This window comes from Arthrobacter senegalensis, from assembly GCF_059091765.1.
In genome coordinates this window covers 584037-602817 of sequence record NZ_JBNHGZ010000001.1, presented here as the reverse complement: position 1 = coordinate 602817, position 18781 = coordinate 584037, and the positions used below count along the sequence as shown (strand labels likewise).

At 66.0% G+C, this 18781-nt stretch carries 17 protein-coding genes and 1 pseudogene; 11 read left to right on the top strand and 7 right to left on the bottom strand.

Annotation, left to right across the window (positions count from 1 at the left end):
- The first annotated feature begins 108 nt into the window (after positions 1 to 108).
- The 6 genes from AC5RVG_RS02725 to AC5RVG_RS02700 all read left to right on the top strand — a co-directional run bounded on the left by AC5RVG_RS02725 (position 109) and on the right by AC5RVG_RS02700 (position 5888).
- A complete protein-coding gene (locus AC5RVG_RS02725; RefSeq protein ID WP_494012998.1) occupies positions 109 to 1170 on the top strand; it encodes an ABC transporter ATP-binding protein in 1062 nt (353 codons plus the stop codon).
- Positions 1170 to 1937, top strand: coding sequence for an ABC transporter permease (locus AC5RVG_RS02720; RefSeq protein WP_494012636.1), 768 nt, complete (start codon positions 1170 to 1172; stop codon positions 1935 to 1937). The genes AC5RVG_RS02725 and AC5RVG_RS02720 overlap by 1 nt, the downstream gene beginning before the upstream one ends.
- Positions 1934 to 2626 (top strand): ABC transporter permease, encoded by a 693-nt coding sequence (locus AC5RVG_RS02715; protein WP_494000369.1) that lies wholly within the window; start codon positions 1934 to 1936, stop codon positions 2624 to 2626. Before AC5RVG_RS02720 ends, AC5RVG_RS02715 begins: the two co-directional genes overlap by 4 nt.
- 38 nt (positions 2627 to 2664) lie before the next feature.
- Positions 2665 to 3648 (top strand): ABC transporter substrate-binding protein, encoded by a 984-nt coding sequence (locus AC5RVG_RS02710; RefSeq protein WP_494000368.1) that lies wholly within the window; start codon positions 2665 to 2667, stop codon positions 3646 to 3648.
- Positions 3649 to 3718: 70 nt separating this feature from the next.
- Entirely contained in the window at positions 3719 to 4933 is a 1215-nt protein-coding gene (locus AC5RVG_RS02705; protein WP_494000367.1) for a pyridoxal phosphate-dependent aminotransferase, read from the top strand.
- A gap of 139 nt (positions 4934 to 5072) precedes the next feature.
- On the top strand, positions 5073 to 5888 hold the full coding sequence (locus AC5RVG_RS02700) for a PPK2 family polyphosphate kinase (protein ID WP_494012997.1): 816 nt from the start codon (positions 5073 to 5075) through the stop codon (positions 5886 to 5888).
- Between the two features lie 97 nt (positions 5889 to 5985).
- Here AC5RVG_RS02700 and AC5RVG_RS02695 read toward each other — a convergent pair whose 3' ends face one another.
- On the bottom strand, positions 5986 to 6267 hold the full coding sequence (locus tag AC5RVG_RS02695; protein WP_494012635.1) for an exodeoxyribonuclease VII small subunit: 282 nt from the start codon (positions 6265 to 6267) through the stop codon (positions 5986 to 5988).
- A 58-nt stretch (positions 6268 to 6325) separates the two neighbouring features.
- Positions 6326 to 7582, bottom strand: a complete 1257-nt coding sequence (gene xseA / locus AC5RVG_RS02690; protein WP_494012634.1) for an exodeoxyribonuclease VII large subunit — start codon at positions 7580 to 7582, stop codon at positions 6326 to 6328.
- Between the two features lie 163 nt (positions 7583 to 7745).
- Between xseA and AC5RVG_RS02685 the strand changes: the two genes are divergently transcribed.
- Both AC5RVG_RS02685 and AC5RVG_RS02680 read left to right on the top strand, forming a co-directional pair.
- Positions 7746 to 8588 (top strand): hypothetical protein, encoded by an 843-nt coding sequence (locus AC5RVG_RS02685; RefSeq protein WP_494012633.1) that lies wholly within the window; start codon positions 7746 to 7748, stop codon positions 8586 to 8588.
- 9 nt (positions 8589 to 8597) lie between these two features.
- Positions 8598 to 9683, top strand: coding sequence for a 4-hydroxy-3-methylbut-2-enyl diphosphate reductase (locus AC5RVG_RS02680; protein WP_494012632.1), 1086 nt, complete (start codon positions 8598 to 8600; stop codon positions 9681 to 9683).
- A gap of 120 nt (positions 9684 to 9803) precedes the next feature.
- Here the strand turns inward: AC5RVG_RS02680 and AC5RVG_RS02675 are convergent, their stop codons facing one another.
- A complete protein-coding gene (locus tag AC5RVG_RS02675) occupies positions 9804 to 11015 on the bottom strand; it encodes a DNA recombination protein RmuC (RefSeq protein ID WP_494012631.1) in 1212 nt (403 codons plus the stop codon).
- Positions 11016 to 11093: 78 nt separating this feature from the next.
- On the opposite strand from AC5RVG_RS02675, the gene ychF reads away from it, so the two are divergent.
- On the top strand, positions 11094 to 12179 hold the full coding sequence (gene ychF / locus AC5RVG_RS02670; protein ID WP_494012630.1) for a redox-regulated ATPase YchF: 1086 nt from the start codon (positions 11094 to 11096) through the stop codon (positions 12177 to 12179).
- A gap of 648 nt (positions 12180 to 12827) precedes the next feature.
- On the opposite strand, the gene AC5RVG_RS02665 is transcribed toward ychF, so the two are convergent.
- From AC5RVG_RS02665 to AC5RVG_RS02655, 3 genes are all read right to left on the bottom strand, one after another.
- Positions 12828 to 13715: a hypothetical protein gene (locus tag AC5RVG_RS02665; RefSeq protein WP_494012629.1), complete on the bottom strand. Its 888-nt coding sequence runs from the start codon at positions 13713 to 13715 to the stop codon at positions 12828 to 12830.
- Between the two features lie 115 nt (positions 13716 to 13830).
- Complete coding sequence (locus AC5RVG_RS02660; RefSeq protein WP_494012628.1) at positions 13831 to 14334, bottom strand: hypothetical protein; 504 nt, start codon at positions 14332 to 14334, stop codon at positions 13831 to 13833.
- A 497-nt stretch (positions 14335 to 14831) separates the two neighbouring features.
- Positions 14832 to 15479: a hypothetical protein gene (locus tag AC5RVG_RS02655; RefSeq protein WP_494012627.1), complete on the bottom strand. Its 648-nt coding sequence runs from the start codon at positions 15477 to 15479 to the stop codon at positions 14832 to 14834.
- Positions 15480 to 15744: 265 nt separating this feature from the next.
- Here AC5RVG_RS02655 and AC5RVG_RS02650 point away from each other — a divergent pair, with 265 nt between their 5' ends.
- Both AC5RVG_RS02650 and AC5RVG_RS02645 read left to right on the top strand, forming a co-directional pair.
- The gene (locus AC5RVG_RS02650; protein WP_494012626.1) at positions 15745 to 16971 is read left to right on the top strand and encodes a hypothetical protein; all 1227 of its coding nucleotides are present in this window, start codon (positions 15745 to 15747) and stop codon (positions 16969 to 16971) included.
- A gap of 214 nt (positions 16972 to 17185) precedes the next feature.
- Positions 17186 to 17547: pseudogene (locus AC5RVG_RS02645) on the top strand (zinc ribbon domain-containing protein YjdM).
- Positions 17548 to 18026: 479 nt separating this feature from the next.
- Here the strand turns inward: AC5RVG_RS02645 and AC5RVG_RS02640 are convergent.
- Entirely contained in the window at positions 18027 to 18302 is a 276-nt protein-coding gene (locus AC5RVG_RS02640; protein WP_494012625.1) for a hypothetical protein, read from the bottom strand.
- Positions 18303 to 18781: the final 479 nt, after the last annotated feature.

Sequence of the window (18781 nt, the reverse complement as noted above, 5' to 3'; positions counted from 1 at the left end):
GGCCGCAGGACCCCCCACGGAAGGTTCAGCATGCCCGAGCCCACGAGGCCGGCCGCCCGGCCGGATGAGCTGCCGGCCGAACGCTCGGCCGGAGCCGGTGCCGGCCCCATGGTGCAGTTCCGCGCCGTCACGAAGACCTACGCCGGACAGGCGGCGGTCCAAGACCTGACGCTGGACATCGACCGCGGCGCGATCACCGTCTTCGTGGGCCCTTCGGGCTGCGGCAAGACCACCTCGCTGCGGATGATCAACCGGATGGTGGAGCCGACCTCCGGCTCCGTCCTCGTGGACGGCCACGACGTCTCCGGCCGGCCCGCAGCGGCCCTGCGCCGGTCCATGGGCTACGTCATGCAAGCTGCCGGGCTGCTGCCGCACCGCACGGTGCTGGACAACATCGCCACCGTGCCGCGGCTGAACGGCGTCCGCCGGGCCGCGGCCCGCAAGCGGGCCGACGAGCTGCTCGCCGTCGTCGGGCTGTCCCGGGAGCTGGGCGGCAGATATCCGGCCCAACTCTCCGGCGGCCAGCAGCAGCGCGTCGGAGTGGCGCGGGCGCTCGCGGCGGACCCGCCGATCCTGCTCATGGACGAGCCGTTCAGTGCGGTGGATCCGGTGGTCCGTGCCGAGCTGCAGCAGGAACTGCTGCGGCTGCAACAGCAGTTGGCGAAAACCATCGTCTTCGTCACGCACGATATCGACGAAGCGGCCCTCCTCGGGGACAAGCTGGCCGTCTTCGCCACCGGGGGCCGGCTGGCCCAGTTCGCCCCGCCCGAGGAGGTCCTGCGGGCGCCGGTGGACGATTTCGTCGCCGGTTTCGTCGGCCGGGACCGCGGCTTCCGCTCGCTGTCCTTTAGCAGCGCGCACGGGCTGCCGCTGCTGCCTGCCCGCACCGCGACCGCGGACAGCGTCGGCGAGGCGTCCCGGGAAGGCTGGCTGTTGCTGACCGACGACGACGGCGCACCCGCGGGGTGGCTGCCGCCCGGGGAAGTGGACCCGGCGCGGGCCCGCATCGGCGGGTCGCTGTTCACCGTGGGGTCCAGCCTGCGCCAGGCGCTGGATGCGGCGTTGTCGTCGCCGTCCGGGGCCGGCGTCGCCGTCGACGCCGACGGGCGGGTGGCCGGCCTGGTCGATCCCGCGGCCGTGCTGCAGAGGCTCCAAGCGGGCGGCAGCTGATGGAGTGGTTCCTGGCGAACCTGCCCTCTGTGCTGGAGCTCAGCGCCCTCCACCTGTTCCAGTCCGCGCTCCCGCTGGTGCTCGGGCTCGTGCTGTCGCTGCCGCTGGGCTACCTGGCCTGGCGGATCCGTGCAGTGCGCGGCGTTATTCTGTCCCTCTCCTCGGTGCTGTACACGGTCCCCTCGCTCGCCCTGTTCGTGATCCTGCCGGTCATCCTCGGCACGGGCATCCTGGACATGTCCAACCTGATCGTGGCGCTGACCGTGTACTCGGTCGCGCTGCTGGTCCGCGCCGTGGTGGACGCGCTGAACTCCGTGGACGACGGCGTCCGGCAGGCCGCGGTGGCCATGGGCTACCTGCCGGTCCGCCGCTTCTTCAGCGTGGACCTTCCGCTGTGCATTCCGGTGCTGGTGGCCGGGCTGCGGGTGGTCTCCGTGAGCAACATCTCGGTGGCCAGCGTCGGCGCGCTGATCGGCGTCCGGAACCTCGGTTTCCTGTTCACCGACGGGCTGCTGCGCTATTTCATGACCGAAATCGTGGTCGGGATCCTGATGACCCTGGTGCTGGCGGCGCTGATGGACGTGCTCCTCGTGTCGCTTGAGCGGGTGCTCACGCCGTGGCAGCGCCCGGGTGCGGCCGCCGGTGGAACCGGGCCGCGGACGCGCGGCGCGACCGGCGCGCTGCCGGCGGCCGGCGGTGCCGGGGCGGGCTCCCTTGCCGCCGCAGGGGAACGGCCGGACGCCGCGGAAGCGGCGATGCGCGGATGAACCTGTTCGAGGAAACCGCGGCGTGGCTGGCGGATCCGGTCAACTGGGCCGGTCCGGCGGGCGTACCGGCCAGGCTGGCCGAGCACCTGTACTACAGCGCCCTGACCCTGGTGATCGCCGCGGCCATCGCCGTGCCGCTGGGGCTGTTCGTCGGCCACACCGGAAGGGGGCGCCTCGCCGTCGTGGGCATTGCCAGCGGCCTGCGGGCCATGCCCACGCTGGGCCTGCTGACCCTGTTCGTCATCCTGATGGGCCTTGGCCTGATGCCGCCGATCTACGCCCTGGTGATCCTGGCCATCCCGCCGCTGCTGGCCGGCACCTATTCGGGGATCGCCGCCGTCGACCGCCAGCTGGTGGACGCCGCCCGGGCGATGGGCATGACCGAGTGGCAGGTCCTGTTCCGCGCCGAATTGCCCAACGCGCTGCCCGTGCTGCTGGGCGGGGTGCGTGCCGCCGTGCTGCAGGTCATCGCCACGGTGGCCGTCGTGGCCTACATCAACCTGGGCGGCCTGGGCCGGTATCTGATCGACGGGCTGGCGGTCCGCGACTCGGTGCGGCTGTTTGCCGGTGCGCTGCTGATCGCGGCGCTGGCACTGGTCGTGGACGCCTTGCTGGCCGCGGTGCAGAAAGTCGCCGTGTCGCCCGGCCTGCGCGGCTTGAGGGGACGGGCCGAAAGGCAGAACAAGTAAGGTTGGAACAGCCAGTGCCGGCACATGAGGAGATGAGCATGAAGGACCACCCCGGGAACAACGCCAGCAACCGCGGACACGACAAAAACCCGGCCGCGCGGCGCAGCGTGCTCGCCGCAGGGGCGGCCGCCCTCGCCCTGGTGCTCGCTGCCTGCGGCGGGGGATCCGACCCCCTGCAGGACCCGACGCCGGCACCCGAAGGCAGCACCGGCGGGTCCCTGGTGGTCGGTGCCAGCGGCGGCACGGAGAGCCAGATCATCGCCGAAATCTATGCGGGCGCCCTGACGGCCGCCGGCTACGACGTCACCACGAAACCGGGCATCGGCTCGCGCGAGGTCTACGTCAGCGCCGTCCAGGAAGGGTCTGTGGATATCATCCCGGACTACAGCGGCAACCTCCTGCTGTTTTTGGACACCGAGGCGACGGCGGCCTCCGCCGGGGACGTCATGACAGCCCTGGCTGATGCCCTGCCCGAGGGACTCGGCGTGCTGGAGCCCGCGTCGGCGGAGAGCAAGGACGCGATGGTGGTGACCAAGGCTACGGCGGAGGAATACCAGCTGACGTCGATCGAGGACATGGGCCCGGTGTGCGGCGAACTGGTGCTCGGAGCCAACCCCGAATTCGCCGAGCGCGAGTACGGGCTGCCGGGGCTGGAAGCCAACTACGGCTGCGTCCCCAAGTCCTTCGAACCGATCAACGACTACGGCGGACCGACCACGCTCAACGCCTTGATCACCGACAAGATTCAGGTGGCCGACATCTACACCACCACCCCGTCCATCGAGGACAACGACCTGGTGGTGCTGGAAGACCCGAAGAACAACTTCATCGCCCAGCAGGTGCTGCCGCTGATCCGCAGCGACGCCGTGGACGAGCAGGCGGCCCGGGTGCTCAACGAGGTTTCGGCAGCGCTGACCACCGAGGACCTGATCGACCTCAACCGCCAGGTCAGCGGGGACGAGAAGCGCAATCCGGCCGACGCCGCCGCGGACTGGCTGGCGGAAAAGGGCCTGGCCGGCTAGGGGCCCAGGCTCCCGTTCACGCGCCGCTTCGGTCTCCGGGGCGGCGCGTGCCGTGTGCGAAGATCGTTGGATGGCCCAGTACAAGCAGTCCAACAAGCTCCACAACGTCCTCTACGACATCCGCGGTCCGCTCCTCGAGCATGCCCAGCGGATGGAGGCCGAGGGCCAGCGCATCCTCAAGTTGAACATCGGCAACCCGGCGCCGTTCGGATTCGAAGCTCCGGACGCCATCCTGGTGGACATGATCCGCAACCTGCCCACCGCGCAGGGCTACAGCGATTCGCGCGGCATTTTCTCGGCCAGGACCGCGGTGTCGCAGTACTACCAGACCCGCGGCATCCAAGAGATCGGCGTGGACGACGTGTACCTGGGCAACGGAGTCAGCGAGCTGATCACCATGAGCCTGCAGGCGCTGCTGAACAATGGCGACGAAGTGCTCATCCCGGCCCCCGACTACCCGCTCTGGACCGCGTCGGTGTCGCTGGCCGGCGGCCACCCGGTGCACTACCTCTGCGTCGAGGAAGAGGGCTGGCTGCCCGATCTCGAAGACATCGAACGGAAGATCACGCCCAACACCAAGGGCATCGTGATCATCAACCCGAACAACCCCACCGGCGCCGTCTATCCGCGGCACATCCTCGAGGGGATGCTGGAACTGGCGCGCCGGCACAACCTGGTGGTGTTCTCGGACGAGATCTACGAGAAGATCCTGTACGAGGATGCGGAGCATGTGAACACGGCGCTGCTGGCCGACGACGTGCTGGTCATGACGTTCAGCGGCCTGTCGAAGGCCTACCGCGTGTGCGGCTTCCGCAGCGGCTGGATGGCCATTTCCGGGCCGAAGCACCTGGCCGCGGACTACATCGAGGGCATCAACCTGCTCACCAACATGCGGTTGTGCGCGAACGTGCCCGCCCAGCATGCCATCCAGACCGCCCTGGGCGGCCACCAGAGCATCAACGACCTCATCCTGCCCGGCGGCAGGCTGCTCGAGCAACGCAATAAAGCCTATGAGCTGTTGAACGCCATCCCCGGTGTCAGCACGCAGCAGGCCAAGGGCGCGCTCTACCTGTTCCCCAGGCTCGACCCGGAAGTCTACGGGATCAAGGACGACGAACAGTTTGCGTTGGACCTGCTCAAGCAGCAGAAGATCCTGATCTCGCACGGCCGGGCGTTCAACTGGACGCAGCCGGACCATTTCCGGCTGGTCACGCTGCCCAACGTGGACGTGCTGACCGAAGCCGTGGGGCGGATCGAGGAGTTCCTGGCCGGATACCGGCAGTGACAGCCGCGTCTGCGTAGCCGCGCCGCCGGCGGCTCGGTAGGCTGTCGCCACCCGCACCGCCGGCCAAGCCGGCCGGGCCGAACAGGAGGACCAGGTGGAACAGACCGGATTGCCCGAGTTCACGCGGACGCCGTCGGAGATGCTGCGGGTCGGCCCGGGATTCGGCCTGGCCGGTGTCGATACCGGCTCCACACCCGGATTCCTCGGCGGCAGGACCGAGGGAAAACTCCTGCTCAGGGCCTCGGACCGCCGGCTGTCCGAACTGCAGGAACGCCTCTTCGCGCAGAGCCGCGCCGGGGCGCCGGACGCGGTCCTGCTGGTGCTGCAGGGGATGGATACCTCCGGCAAGGGCGGGATCGTCCGGCACGTGGTCGGAGCCGCAGACCCGCAGGGGATTTCCCACCGGGCCTTCAAGGCGCCGACGCCGGAGGAGCTGGAGCACGATTTCCTCTGGCGGGTGGAGCGGGCCTTGCCCGGTCCCGGCATGATCGGAGTGTTTGACCGGTCGCACTACGAAGATGTGCTCATCCACCGCGTGCACGGGCTCTCGCCCTTGGCGGAGGTGGAGGCACGCTACGGGCAGATCATCGACTTCGAGGCGATGGTGGCCCGCCGGGGCATCCGGATGATCAAGGTCATGCTGCACCTGGGCAAGCGCGAACAGGGCAAACGGTTGCGCGACCGGCTCGACCGGGCCGACAAGCACTGGAAGTACGATCCCGGCGACGTGGACGCGCGGCGGCGCTGGGACGAATACCAGCAGGCCTACCAGGTCATGTTGGAGCGGACCAGCACCGTCGACGCGCCGTGGTTTGTGGTACCGGCCGACCACAAATGGTATGCACGGATCGCCGTGCAGGAGCTTCTGCTGCAGGCACTGGAAGACATCGACCCGCAGTGGCCGCCGGCGGGCTTCGACGTCGAGGCGGAAAAGGCCCGCCTGGCTGCCTCGTAACGCACGCCCGCCGGGTTCGCCGGTCCGATGCTCGGGAACCGGTCTGGCCGGGGCGGACTAGAGGGGTGACACCGGGAACCGGGCGGGGCGGGGCGGACTAGAGGGGTGACACCGGGGACGCGGCGGTTCCGGGGCTGCCCGGGCTGGCCGGCGACGGCTCGGTCCCTGCCGCCTCGCGTGCCGCGTCGAGCCGCTGCCTGGCGCCTTCCAGCCATGCCTCGCAGCGGGCCGCCAACGCCTCGCCTCGCTCCCACAGCGCCAGGGACTGTTCAAGGCTGGCGCCGCCGGCTTCCAACTGGCTGACGACGGCCACCAATTCCTCGCGCGCCTGCTCATAGGAGAGGGAGGCGACGTCGGGCGGTGCGGGCTGCTCTGTCATGGGGTCTCGCTTTCGGTGCCGGTGTTGTGTGGTGGTGTCTGGGATTCCGGGAACGGCGTCAGGGAAGGGCTTCGGCGGAGACTTCGCCGACGGCCACCCGGAGCCGCAGCCGTGTTCCGGCCGGTGCGTCCGCCGCGTCGCGCAGCACCCGGCCGTCGGGCAGCTGGGCCACGGCATAGCCGCGGTCCAGGGTGTTCTGGGGGGACAGTGCGCGCACCTGTGCCTTCAGGTGGGCGACCCGGTCGCTGTCACGGTGCACGGCCGCCGAGACGGCCTGGTGGGCCCGGGAGACGAGCCGGTGGAGATCTTCCGCCCGGACATCCACCATGCCCGCGGGGTTTGCCATCACCGGGCGGCTGCGCAGCGCGGCCAGACGTTCCGTTTCGCGGTGGACCATCTGCTCCACCCGGCGGGCAAGCAGGGCGCGGGCCTGCCCGATGCGATGCAGTTCCTCGCTGACGTCAGGGACGATGCGCTTGGCAGCGTCCGTCGGCGTGGAGGCACGCAGGTCCGCGACGTCGTCGAGCAGGGGCCGGTCCGCTTCGTGTCCGATGGCGCTCACCACCGGCGTGTCGGCGGCGGCCACCGCCCGGACCAAATCCTCGTTGCTAAAGGGCAGCAGGTCCTCCAGCGAACCTCCGCCGCGGGCGATGACGATGACGTCCACATCGTTGCGGGCGTCGAGCTCGGCGAGTGCCTGCATCACCTGCGCCACGGCATTCACGCCCTGGACGGCAACTTCCCGGACCTCGAATTCGACGGCGGGCCAGCGCAGCGAGGCATTCCGGATGACATCCTTCATGGCGTCGGAATCGCGTCCGGTAATGAGGCCGATGCGGTGCGGCAGCAGGGGCAGCCGCCGCTTGCGGGACGGATCGAAGAGGCCTTCGGCGGCCAGCGCCCGGCGCAGCCGCTCCAACCGGACCAGCAGGTCGCCGAGCCCCACCGGCCGGATGTCCCGGGTCTGCATGGTCAGCCGCCCGGTCTTGACGTAGAGGTCCGGTTTGATCTGGGCCACCACCCGGGAGCCTGGTTCCAGCGGCAGCTCCAGGCGCGCCATCACGCTGCCCCAGACCACCAGGCTGAAGGATGCCTCGGCGTCGGTGTCCCGCAGCGTCAGGTAGGTGGTGGCGTTCCGGCGGTTAAGCTCAATGACCTGGCCTTCGACCCACGTGGGCGGCACGCGGTCGATGTGCATCTTGAGCTTTTGGGACAGCAGCCGAAGCGGCCACGGGTTGTCCGCCGTCGTCTGGTTGGCAGTCGGGGGCAGGGTCGATTGTCCGGTGCCGGCGCCTTGGACCGCGCTTGACTCCATGAATTGCCCCTTCCGGAGGTGTGATTCCGACGGCTGCCGGAGACCCTACATTCTTACCAGTTATCCCTGTCAATCGGATTCTCTGTTGTACTGGGTAGGGGTAGGCGGCGCTCCTCGAGCCCCGCCGGATCTGCCTGAAGCAAGCAAGGAAACGGAGGAGACCGTGCGGACGTTGTTGGCTGCGGTCGGCGGGCTGTTGGCCGTGCTCCTCGCCGGGGCCGCGCTCTGCGGGGCCTGGGCCGACCAACGGGTGCTCGACCGTGGGGGCTTCGTGTCGCTGGCCGCCCCGCTCGGCGAGGACGCCGGGTTCCGGTCGGCGCTGGCCGCCACCATCACGGAAGAAGTTGCCGGCAGTGCCGAGTTGCCGGCCGGCCTGCAGGAACTCGTGCGGCCCATCGTGGAGCGAACCGCTGGAGCGATGACCGAACTGGCCGGGTTCCCGCGGGCCCTCAACGAGTCGCTGGCCCTGTCGCACGCGCATACGTTCTCCGGGACTTCCGGGGGAGAGGCGGCCGTCACGCTGGATATCGCCCCCATGGTGGCCCTGGCGGTTTCGCGGGTAGCGGACGCGCTGGGTACTAATATCCGGAGCCCCGAGCAGGTGTTGTTGCCGCTGGGCTCGGCAGAGGCGGGCGGCGTTTTGGCCTCGGTGCGGGACCTGCCGTCGCAGTGGTGGGTTGCCGCGGTGGCAGCGGCCGCGGCACTGGTGCTGATGCTGCTGGCCGCCCGGCGTCCCGCCACGGCGCTGGCCTGGGCCGGTATTGGCGCGGGATTACTGGGCGGGGTCCTCTGGCTGGCCGCCGGGCTTGCACCGCCGCTGGCAGTGAATGCGGCGGGCGAAAGTGCGTTGGCCCAAGTGGTCCTGGGGAGGCTGGTCGAGTTAGCCGTCGCCGACTTCCGGCCCTGGGCCGCCGTCTTTGCCGCCGCCGGACTGGGGGTCGCGGTGGCCGGTTTCACCCTGCGTGCGGTGCTGGGCGGGGCCCGGCGAACCGGGCCCACGGGCTAGCATAGAGGCATGGCCAGTACTGCTGTTTCCCTTTCCATGCCTACCATTCCCCGCAAGCGCCGCACCCCGGACGAGGTCTGGGCTGCCGCACCCGTGGACGGTGACAAGAAGGTGCTGCTGGCGGCCCCGCGTGGATACTGCGCCGGCGTCGACCGGGCCGTGATCGCGGTGGAAAAGGCGCTGGAGCATTATGGCCCGCCCGTCTACGTGCGCAAGCAGATCGTCCACAATGTGCACGTGGTCTCCACGCTGGAGGAAAAGGGCGCCATCTTCGTCGAAGAGACCGACGAGGTGCCCGAAGGCGCCCTGGTCGTCTTCTCGGCGCACGGTGTTTCGCCTGCGGTGGTGCAGTCCGCCGAGGACCGCCAGCTGCGGACCATCGACGCGACCTGCCCCTTGGTGACCAAGGTGCACCGGGAAGCGGTGCGGTTCGCCCGCGACGGCAACGAGATCCTGCTGATCGGTCACGAGGGACACGAAGAAGTCGAAGGGACCTACGGGGAAGCGCCGGACCACACCACGATCGTCAACAACCCGGACGAGGCGCGGACAGTGCAAGTGCGGGATCCGGAAAGGCTGATCTGGCTGTCGCAGACGACGCTCTCGGTCGACGAGACGATGGAAATCGTCTCGATCCTGCGGGACCGCTTCCCGGCTCTGCAGGATCCGCCGAGCGACGACATCTGCTACGCCACCTCCAACCGCCAGGCCGCGATCAAGAAGATCGCACCCCAAGCGGACCTGGTCATTGTGGTCGGCTCCGAAAACTCATCCAACTCCGTGCGGCTGGTCGAGGTCGCCCTCGAGTACGGCGCCAAGGCGGCCTACCGCGTGGACTTCGCCAACGAGGTAGACGAGTCCTGGTTCGAGGGCGTGGCCACCGTCGGCGTGACCTCCGGAGCCTCCGTGCCCGAGGTCCTGGTGCGCGAGGTGCTGCGCCTGTTGGGCGACTACGGCTACGGCGACGTGGAAGAAGTGGTTACCGCCGAAGAGGACATCCTTTTCTCGCTGCCGAAGGAACTGCGCGCCACGCTCAAGGAACGCGGCGACGAATCGCGCGGCCTCGGCGGCCGCGTCACCCGCCAGTCACGCTAACGCGCGGGACCGCGGCGCCGCCGGCCCGGCAAGCGCAGGTCCGCGGCGTCTGCCTGGCCGCATCCGCGGACACGGTTCCGGCCGCAGGGCCACCTGGCCCTTAATGCCCCGGCCGCCCTGTTAGGCGGCCGGGTCGCGGCCTTCGATCAGTTCGGGGGCCGAGAGCAGCCGGGGCGTGTTCTCCAGGGCCGCCGGGGCGGCCGGCTCCTCTAGGGACGTGCCGTCGAAGGCGTAGATCTTCCGCGCGGTCGGCAACACCCTTGATTCCAAGGTCCCCACAAACGAGTTGTAGCGCTCGACCGAGCTCTTGAGCGACGAGCCCAGCTTGGTGACATGGTCGCCCAGCGTTCCGAGCCGCTCGTAGAGCTGCCGCGACAGGTCGAAGATCTCGCGTGCGTTGTCCTTGAGCACTTCCTGCCGCCAGGCAAAGGCCACCGACTTCAGCGTGGCCAGCAGCGAGACGGGGGAGACCAGCGCAACGCTGCGGGCGAAGGCGTGGTCGAGCAGGCCGGGATCGGCATGCAGGGCGGCGGAGAGCACTGCCTCCGAGGGCAGGAAACAGAGCACCAACTCCGGGGACGCCTGCAGGCTCTCCCAATACTTCCGCCCCGCCAGGGCATCCACGTGGGCGCGCACCGCCTTGGCATGGGCGTTCAGCAGATCCACCCGTTGCTGCTGTTCGGCAGCCGATGCGGCCGCCGGAATTTCCTGGGCCTGCAGGTAGGCGCGCAGCGGGACCTTGGCATCCGCGACGATGGACTTTCCACCCGGCAGCCGGATGATCATGTCCGGACGGCCGGTCCGGTCCGCCCCGGCGAGGTGCACCTGCTCGTCAAAGTCCACCCGGGCGAGCATCCCGGCAGCTTCCACCACCCGACGCAACTGCACCTCGCCCCACTGCCCGCGGGCGGAATTGGACTGCAGCGCGGAGGCGAGCGTCTGCGTGGAACGCATCAGCGCCTCGTCGCTGCGCTGGGCTGCACGCAATTGTTCGGCCAACTGGCCGAACTGCTCCACCCGGTCCCGTTCCAACAGGCTGACCTGCTGCTGGACGAGCTTGAGCTTCTCACCGACCGGGATCAGGGCGCGCAGCACGGTGTTCTCCTGCTCATCCTGGGCGTAGAGCTGTGCGTTCTGCTCGGCGAGCATCCGGCGCTCCGCCTCCACCCCGGCGAGGCGGGCCGAGAGCTCTGCCAGCCGGTCGCCGTCGTCCTTCGCGGCGTCCTGCAGATCCGCCAGCCGGCGGCGGAGAAGGACGGCGACGGCCGCGGCGCCGGCGGCGGCGCCCACGAACAGGGCCAGAAGGGCGAGAAGTACATGCGATGCATCCATACCTTCACCATGCCAGCCGCCTCGGACAAAATACGGCACGCGGGTCGATGTGTCCGGGCCACGGTATCCTTGACTACCGTGGCTCTAACTATTGGCATCGTCGGACTGCCCAACGTCGGCAAATCAACTCTCTTCAACGCACTGACCCGCAACAGCGTGCTCGCGGCAAACTACCCGTTCGCCACCATCGAGCCGAACGTCGGTGTGGTCTCGCTGCCGGACCCCCGGCTGGAGAAGCTGGCGGAGATCTTCGGCTCGCAGCGGATCCTGCCCGCGACCGTGTCCTTCGTGGACATCGCCGGCATCGTCAAGGGGGCTTCCGAGGGTGAGGGGCTGGGCAACCAGTTCCTGGCGAACATCCGCGAAGCGCAGGCGATCGCCCAAGTCATCCGTGTGTTCGACGACCCCGACGTGGTCCACGTGGACGGCAAGGTCGACCCGCGCTCGGACATGGAAACCATCAACACCGAGCTGATTCTGGCCGACCTCCAGACCTTGGAAAAGGCCCTCCCGCGGGTGGAGAAGGAAGTCAAGATCAAGAAGCGCGACGCCGCGGAGCTGGCCGCCCTGCAGGCAGCGCAGAAAGTCCTGGAGCGCGGCGACACCGTCTTTTCCTCCGTCGAGAGCGACAAGCTGGACATGGAGAACCTCCGGGAACTGAGCCTGCTGACCGCCAAGCCGTTCATCTATGTGTTCAACGTGGACGACGCCGTGCTCGGCAGCCCCGAGCGGCAGGCCGAGCTGCGCGGGCTGGTGGCACCCGCCGACTGCGTGTTCCTGGATGCCAAGCTAGAAGCGGACCTCGTGGAGCTGGACGAGGAAGAGGCCCGCGAGATGCTCGAGATGAACGGCCAGGACGAGTCCGGGCTGGACCAGCTGGCGCGGGTGGGCTTCCACACGCTGGGGCTACAGACCTACCTGACGGCCGGGCCGAAGGAAGCGCGCGCCTGGACCATCAACCGCGGCGACACCGCTCCGCAGGCTGCCGGCGTAATCCACTCGGACTTCCAGCGCGGCTTCATCAAGGCCGAAGTGGTGTCGTTTGCCGATCTGGTGGGGGCCGGGTCCATGGCCGAGGCCAAGGCCCGCGGCAAGGTGCGGATTGAAGGCAAGGACTACGTAATGGTCGACGGCGACGTGGTGGAGTTCCGCTTCAATGTGTAGTTGAGTTTCGGTTCAACCGACAGCTGCCTCGTTGATTCGACGAGCTTGCGCCTTGGTCGCGTCATGGTTGATCTGACAAAGGCGCTGTAATTCATGTGGCACCCTATCCGCCCACCGAAGGACAAACTGCTGCGGCGGTGGCAATGGAGATGGTCTCTGCCAGACAATGACTCCGTGAAGTGCAGGAGGGACGTGCTGCTGCTGCGGGAGGCTGCCCGGCAGACCTTTCTGGCCACGGACTCGGCTGGCATGGGAGCTGGCGGCAGCTGTTATCCGGAATCGGAGTACGACACCTAGGTCGATAGGGCTGCCGGCTGGCTGGCCAAGGGATTGCACTCGTCGAAGTTGCGGCGAGGACCATGCGCTCTCTTGCCCGCGACTGGGGAATTGACGTCCAGTCCCGCAAGCAGGAACAACTCTTACACGCGTTGAATTTCATCAACTCCCCGCCGTGACCGACCGACGGGCAGGTCCGGTCCTCCGCAACGAAGTTGTCCCAGAGGACAACTGCATCCTAGGCCCGTCATTGGGCAGGACTTCCCGGGAAAGTGTCCGTTGGCGATCCGCCAACGCGGCGCGGACGAGCCGGTCATTCTTCGGGGACCAGGCGGATGATCTCCGTGGCAGTGGAGATGTAGGCGGCGGCAGCTAGGGCGCCCAGGCTCGGTCGAACTCCCAGCGTTCGTCCCAGCCGTCGGGCCGGTGTAGCAGGGCCTCGTTGACCCACTTCATGACGTTGGGCCGGCCGTCGACGTAGATCCTATCGGCCTGAATCAACCACGGATTGACGGTCGTGCCCAGGCTGCGCACATTGCGCAGGGACAGTTCCCGCAGCGGGTGTTCGGTGGAGACGACTTCGAGGCCGGAGACCTCGCCGACGCCTTCGAAAATGATCGTCTCGGCCGAAGCCAGCTGGTGGATGCGGCTGACGTCGACCCGGCGGGTGGTGTCGATGTAAACGACCTCGGCCGGGTGCGGCCAGCCAGCATCACCGTCGGCCAGCTTCAGTCGCCGCAGGCCAAGATGGGACAGCGGCCCTGGGATCAGGTCCAGGGCCTCCTGCGTAGCACCACGGAGGCTGAGGATATCTAGACGTGGCGCAGACACGAAGGGGGCCGTTTCCGGCTGCCACGGGCCACTGTAGTAACGGAGTTCGGGCCATTCCCGCCGGGTCGGCGCGACCTTGATCTTGTCGTCGATATCCAGCCCTTCCAGGTGCGGGATCTCATCCAGCAGAGAGAAGTCGGTGACACCCAGACAGGTTTGGACGGTACGCACGGCGTCGAAGACCGGGGCCAGGATCTCCAGGCCGGGTTGGTCGTCCGGCGGGTAATCGATGACCACCCGCCCATCCTCATTGGACAGCAGGTGCTCGCGGGCATTCGGGGGCAGCACACCGTGCTCGACCCACAGAGGATCGGGTTCGTCCACCTCGTCCTCGAAGCCTTCGGGGCCCACGACGAACCCGAACTCCTCCAGCATTGCTGCCCACGCGGGATCATCTTCCAGACGTCCCCCGTCTTCTGGAAATTCCATGCCCCCAGTGTTGCAGACGTGGCCCTTACCAGGTCCTGTTGCCCATGCAAGGTCGGATGCCGGTTAGGCGATCCGCTCCGTTATGAAACGACGGCTGTGCGTTGCCCGGCTGCAGTTACCGGTTTCCGGCGCTGCGGCGGCCGGACGGCGGACGCCTGCGCCCCAGCCACCGCTGCAACAGCCGGTCCGCCCGGCGCATGGTGCGCCCGCCCGCGTCGAGCATCGTCTCGAGCACGGGTTCGGCCCGTTCCGGGATCAGCTTCAGGGCCACGGCGGATGTAATTGCTGCGCCGATGCCGACAGCAAGGAGCCACAGGAGCGCATTGAACACGGGACGGTTTGCCCAGTCCTCCTGCCGCCCAACGGCAATCACGCGTCCGGAGTCTTCGGGATCGCGCACCACTTCGACCACAGCTCCCGGCGTGGGGTCGGGGATGAACCAGCCGTAGTCGGCCTCGATCTCTTCGCCGTCCAGCTCAAGATAATAGGTGTCGCTGCCACGCGCACCCTGGATGACCTCGACGACTTTAGCCGTCGACCGTGGCTGGGTCCTGGCGAGTTCGGCACTCCGCACGAAATCCCCGCCGCTCGACACCAGGACTGCGCTGAAACCACTCACGAGCAGTACCGCGGCTAAACCCGTGATCACTTCCCGGCGGCGCAACGGCCATTCTAGGACCTTGTCCCATGCTTGCTCCCCGTGCAGCCGGAAGCGCTCGTTGACCCCGTCCGCCCATGCCAGCAGCCTCTGCCACCGGGAACGCGGGCGGCGGCCACGGTCCCTGCGAGGCCCTCCGCCGACATCCCCGCCCATGATCCCTCATCCCCGCGACACTACAGCCAGCAGATCCCCATCCTAGCGCCACAACTGGTGAAACTTCTCGCACTCGCCCGGCCCGGAATCGGCCCCCGAAAAGCTTTCCAACCCGTTCGTGGGAAGAGCCGTTATGACTACCGGTCCGACCGCCTCCGGCCCGAGGGCTTTCTGATCGATGCGTCGGTATTTCCGGGGTCGAGCGGCAGGACAGGCTTGCTATTCGACAGGGGGACCAAGGAATTCTCGCCCCATAGGCGGCGGAAAACCTAGTACAAACGAGGACGGGGTGCTGCGGGCATCTACACTGCGAACTCAAAGGCGACGGTGATCTCGGGATCGACGCTTGCGATGATCCCTGAGTAGAACACCTTGGCCTGTTCTTTCAGTGCTGCTTCGTTTTGGCTGATGAACTTCTGCTTGTTCTCGTCGCTGAGAATGTTGTTGATCATGCGAGTTTGAACGGCTGGCGGTGCCAGCCAGCTAAGCGCGTTGTTGCTCTCGAGGGCGTCCTCGAACACGGGATCGGCAAAGCCGATGCTGATGAATTCAGGGATAGTCACGCGAAACGACCCTGGGCCGGTGGCTTCGATTTTCACCTGTGACCCATCGATGCCTAATTTTGCGTCGAACTTGTACTGGATCAGCGTCGTTTTCTCGCTCGCGGGTATGGCCACGCCGAGAATCTCGCCATTGCTTTCGTGTCTCGCGACACCCTCGATGTGAAGGCTCAGCAAGGTGACCTCTTGCATTCGCGTGACGGACTGAACCACCTGCGAATCGCGTTCGTTCGAACTGCTGGTGAACAGTGAACTGAGAGCGAGAGCGTTGAGTCCACCGAATGCGAAAGCGGCGCCCGTTCCCGCGAGAACCAAGACGGTGATCAGCAGGAGAGGCCAAAGCAGTACCCGTGCTTTGAAAAAGTTCATGACTGCTTTAAGGAAGTTCATTACGATTCAGTCTCCAGTTTCATTCGACGTCGAAGCGCCCTCGGAATTCCGCGTTGTGAACGGCCACAACAGGTCGCTGCGTCAAGTCCCCCTCGAACCATATACGCAAGCAGGATCTGGCTGATTATGGCACGTCCTCCGGCCTGGATATCCACTGTGCAAGCTCGATGAAACGTCTGCGCCTGCTATGACCGAATCGACGGATATCACGGTTATGATCGTCTCAGCTAGGGATAATTTCAGACCAGGGGGAGTGGCGGAATCTGTGGGCGACGAGAACGGTAAAGACGTAGAGCCGATTGCGGTGGCGGACCTGGGGAGCATGGTCGACGTAGAGAGTGACGTTCTCGACGCAGAAGCGGGCGGCAATTCTGGTATCAAGGCCACGATCGATGAACAAGATCGGGAACTGGAGCAATTCGCTATCGAGTTCCTGAGAAAGGTTATACGTCTGCGTGGTGTGCGCATTGACAGGGCGCAATTCCTTAAGGCAGAGCTTCATAAGAGAGGTCTCGGGGCCGCCGAGATCGACACGGTGGTCACAGAGAACCCAGCGGCAGCGGGCATTTCCCTGGCCATGCTTGATGAAATTGCCCAGAGCGCTATTGACTTCGAGACTGGAAAATCTACGGCGTTGTCATTTGCTGCCGGTTTGCCAGGCGGTTTCGCAATGCTCGGGACAGTGCCTGCAGACATTACCCAGTTCTACGTGCACGCCTTCAGGGTCATGCAGAAACTCGCCTATACGTATGGCTGGCAATCGTTCCTCAATGATCTTGAGGACGTGGATGATGAAACCTTGGGCATGCTGGCTGCGTTCCTCGGCGTAATGATGGGGGTCGGCGGCGCGTCGACTACGGTCAGCCGCTTCGCCGCTCAGGTTGCCCGTCCAGCCGTCCAGAAGAAGATCGCGAGTGTGGCACTGACTAAAACCGCGTGGTATCTCCCAATGAAGCAAACGCTGCGGATCGTTGGAGTTCAGGTAACTAAACAGACCTTCGCCAATACTGTGAGCAAGGTGGTTCCGGTAATTGGGGGAGTGGTGTCAGGCAGTCTCACGTTTGTCACTCTCAAGACACAGTCGAACCGCCTAATGAAGCATCTCAGGGAAATTCCACCTCCGAACGTCGATGCAGAGGCCTACCTGGCCGCCGTGAAGCGTGCCGATGAATTGACACAAAACAGGACAAAAGCCCTTGCGGTCGCTTTCGAGGATGTTAGTTCGAAAGTAAAAGGAACTGCCTCTAATGCTGCGGACAAGTTCCGTTCAAGCGATCTCGCTGACGAAGGTCTTCCGGATGCGCCACAGGTCCTTAAGAAGGCTAAGAACCTGGGCGGTGCGATTGCCGGAACAGCGGGCATCGTTGGGTCCGGTGTAACCGGGTTGTTCAAACCGAAGAAGAAAAAACTACCGGATGAGGAAAGCCCCCAAAGCGAAGACGTCTCCGGTGCAACTGGTGTAACTGACGCTGAGATTGTTGCAGAGCCGTAGGCCGCAGCCCGCTTCGTGAACGAGACCCGTGCCGGCGTTCGGGTGCCCGTGACCAGCTAGCAGCCTCGTCGGCACACCTTCCGTTCGGCAAGGGGTTAATTTGCTAAGGAGCGCGAGGGCCTGGCTGGGAGGCGTCCCACAGGGCCCACCCAGCGGAGACCCGGCGCTCTGGGTGAGGTTAGTCGGTTACGCAACGTGGTCGAGTTTAGGCTCAATGTCTGACGGTCTGCCGGCTTGCCCGGGGTGCCGCGAGGGTATGAGCAGGGTGCTTTGCTGGTGTGCCCGATGTGCGGGCACGAATGGCCCAAGGTCTCGGCCGAGGCCACACCTGATACAACGTCCGAGGCCGCTTCGATCAAAGATGCCGTTGGCAATGTGCTCGCCGATGGTGACACGGTCACGATCGTCAAGGACCTCAAGGTCAAGGGCGCAGGTGGCGGTGTGGTGAAGGTCGGCACCAAAGTGCGGGGCATCCGACTGATTGAGGACGGCGTGGGCGATCACGACATCGACGCGACCGTTCCCGGGTTTGGGCGGATACAACTGAAGTCCAGCGTGGTGAAGAAGGCCATTTGACCCGCGGGCACCCACTTGGATAGGGGTTCATCGTTTGAGGGCACAAACCTCTTAGAAGACGCTTCCCAGATATCCTTTTGGGAAGCGTCTTCCTTGAATGTCTCTCGTCGCGCGTGTTTCCCCTGACCCGCCCGCAGCATAGATTCGTGAAGTGGACCGTCACTGTGCGAGGGCGTGGCAGCGAAACGGGCCCTTTCGAGAATTGTTTTGCTTCCTCCATACGCTACGGTTCATCTGTGAATCAGGAGAGTGAAGGGCGAGACCGGATGGCCTTTTGGGTAACGTTTTTGGGCCCTGTCGCCTTTGGCTTAGTCGCCGGTCTGGTTCAGCTTTAGGGGCTTCCTCATCTCGGGCCTCTCCATATCAATTTCGATCATTCCGGCCTGAAAACGATTACAGGCTCAGCGTGGCGCGAGGCGCAGCCGGCAAGGCCCCCGCATCGGTGTGGAGGTGGATCAGGGCGGGGGTCCGATGGACTCCTAGGCGTGTGTGAGCTGTTCCTGCTTGCCGGCATGAACGTCGACTGCCCACTCACGGGCCAGTGAGCGTATCGTCCTCGCGGCGATCTCACCAGGGGAGACGCCTTTGGCTAGCCAGCTGGTTGCCCTGTCGACCTCAGTGTCATATTCGGATTCGGGGAACCACGTACCTCCAAAACCCATTCCGGCCGGGTTGGTGTCGCGGAATGCTGTGCGCACGGCGTCCCTGAGCAGCAGCAGTTCGGGCTTGCCTCGCACCGGATTATTCTCCGACAAGGACCACCCCGATTGCCACAGCCACAAAAGTTTTGTCCTGGGGCGGGTCCCGGTCGGGAATGGATGCAATCCGTTCCTGAGCCTCGACGAGTGTCTGCTCGTACTCCCTCAAGTCAAAGACCAACGTTGCGATATCGTCGATGGGCTCGGTTAGGCCGAAGCCGCCTTCCACGCCGCGGAGATGGCAAAACTCTGGCAGCAGGCAACAGCCGACTTCAATGCACTACGGGAACCTGCCAAAGTGGGTCACGTGCTGGACGCTATCGTCGCCGCTCTCGAGGGCAAACGAGAGAGCCAGTTCTCGATTTGGCGAGAAGGAACTCGTACTCGCCCAACTCCGAACTGAAGGCTCACCAAGGGCCTTCGATAAAGACCATTTCCAAGACTGTCCCCTCTACCCGCTTCAGCCCTACATCCATCAAAATCCTTCGGAATTGCTGCGGAAATGCTGAAGAAACTGTTAATAAGATCGTTTAAGC

Bases quoted from the DNA above. Each gene is read 5' to 3' on its own strand.
- AC5RVG_RS02725 (WP_494012998.1), top strand. From the start codon at position 109: ATGGTGCAGTTCCGCGCCGTCACGAAGACCTACGCCGGACAGGCGGCG.
- AC5RVG_RS02720 (WP_494012636.1), top strand. From the start codon at position 1,170: ATGGAGTGGTTCCTGGCGAACCTGCCCTCTGTGCTGGAGCTCAGCGCC.
- AC5RVG_RS02715 (WP_494000369.1), top strand. From the start codon at position 1,934: ATGAACCTGTTCGAGGAAACCGCGGCGTGGCTGGCGGATCCGGTCAAC.
- AC5RVG_RS02710 (WP_494000368.1), top strand. From the start codon at position 2,665: ATGAAGGACCACCCCGGGAACAACGCCAGCAACCGCGGACACGACAAA.
- AC5RVG_RS02705 (WP_494000367.1), top strand. From the start codon at position 3,719: ATGGCCCAGTACAAGCAGTCCAACAAGCTCCACAACGTCCTCTACGAC.
- AC5RVG_RS02700 (WP_494012997.1), top strand. From the start codon at position 5,073: ATGCTGCGGGTCGGCCCGGGATTCGGCCTGGCCGGTGTCGATACCGGC.
- AC5RVG_RS02695 (WP_494012635.1), bottom strand. From the start codon at position 6,267: ATGACAGAGCAGCCCGCACCGCCCGACGTCGCCTCCCTCTCCTATGAG.
- xseA (WP_494012634.1), bottom strand. From the start codon at position 7,582: ATGGAGTCAAGCGCGGTCCAAGGCGCCGGCACCGGACAATCGACCCTG.
- AC5RVG_RS02680 (WP_494012632.1), top strand. From the start codon at position 8,598: ATGGCCAGTACTGCTGTTTCCCTTTCCATGCCTACCATTCCCCGCAAG.
- AC5RVG_RS02675 (WP_494012631.1), bottom strand. From the start codon at position 11,015: ATGGATGCATCGCATGTACTTCTCGCCCTTCTGGCCCTGTTCGTGGGC.
- AC5RVG_RS02665 (WP_494012629.1), bottom strand. From the start codon at position 13,715: ATGGAATTTCCAGAAGACGGGGGACGTCTGGAAGATGATCCCGCGTGG.
- AC5RVG_RS02655 (WP_494012627.1), bottom strand. From the start codon at position 15,479: ATGAACTTCCTTAAAGCAGTCATGAACTTTTTCAAAGCACGGGTACTG.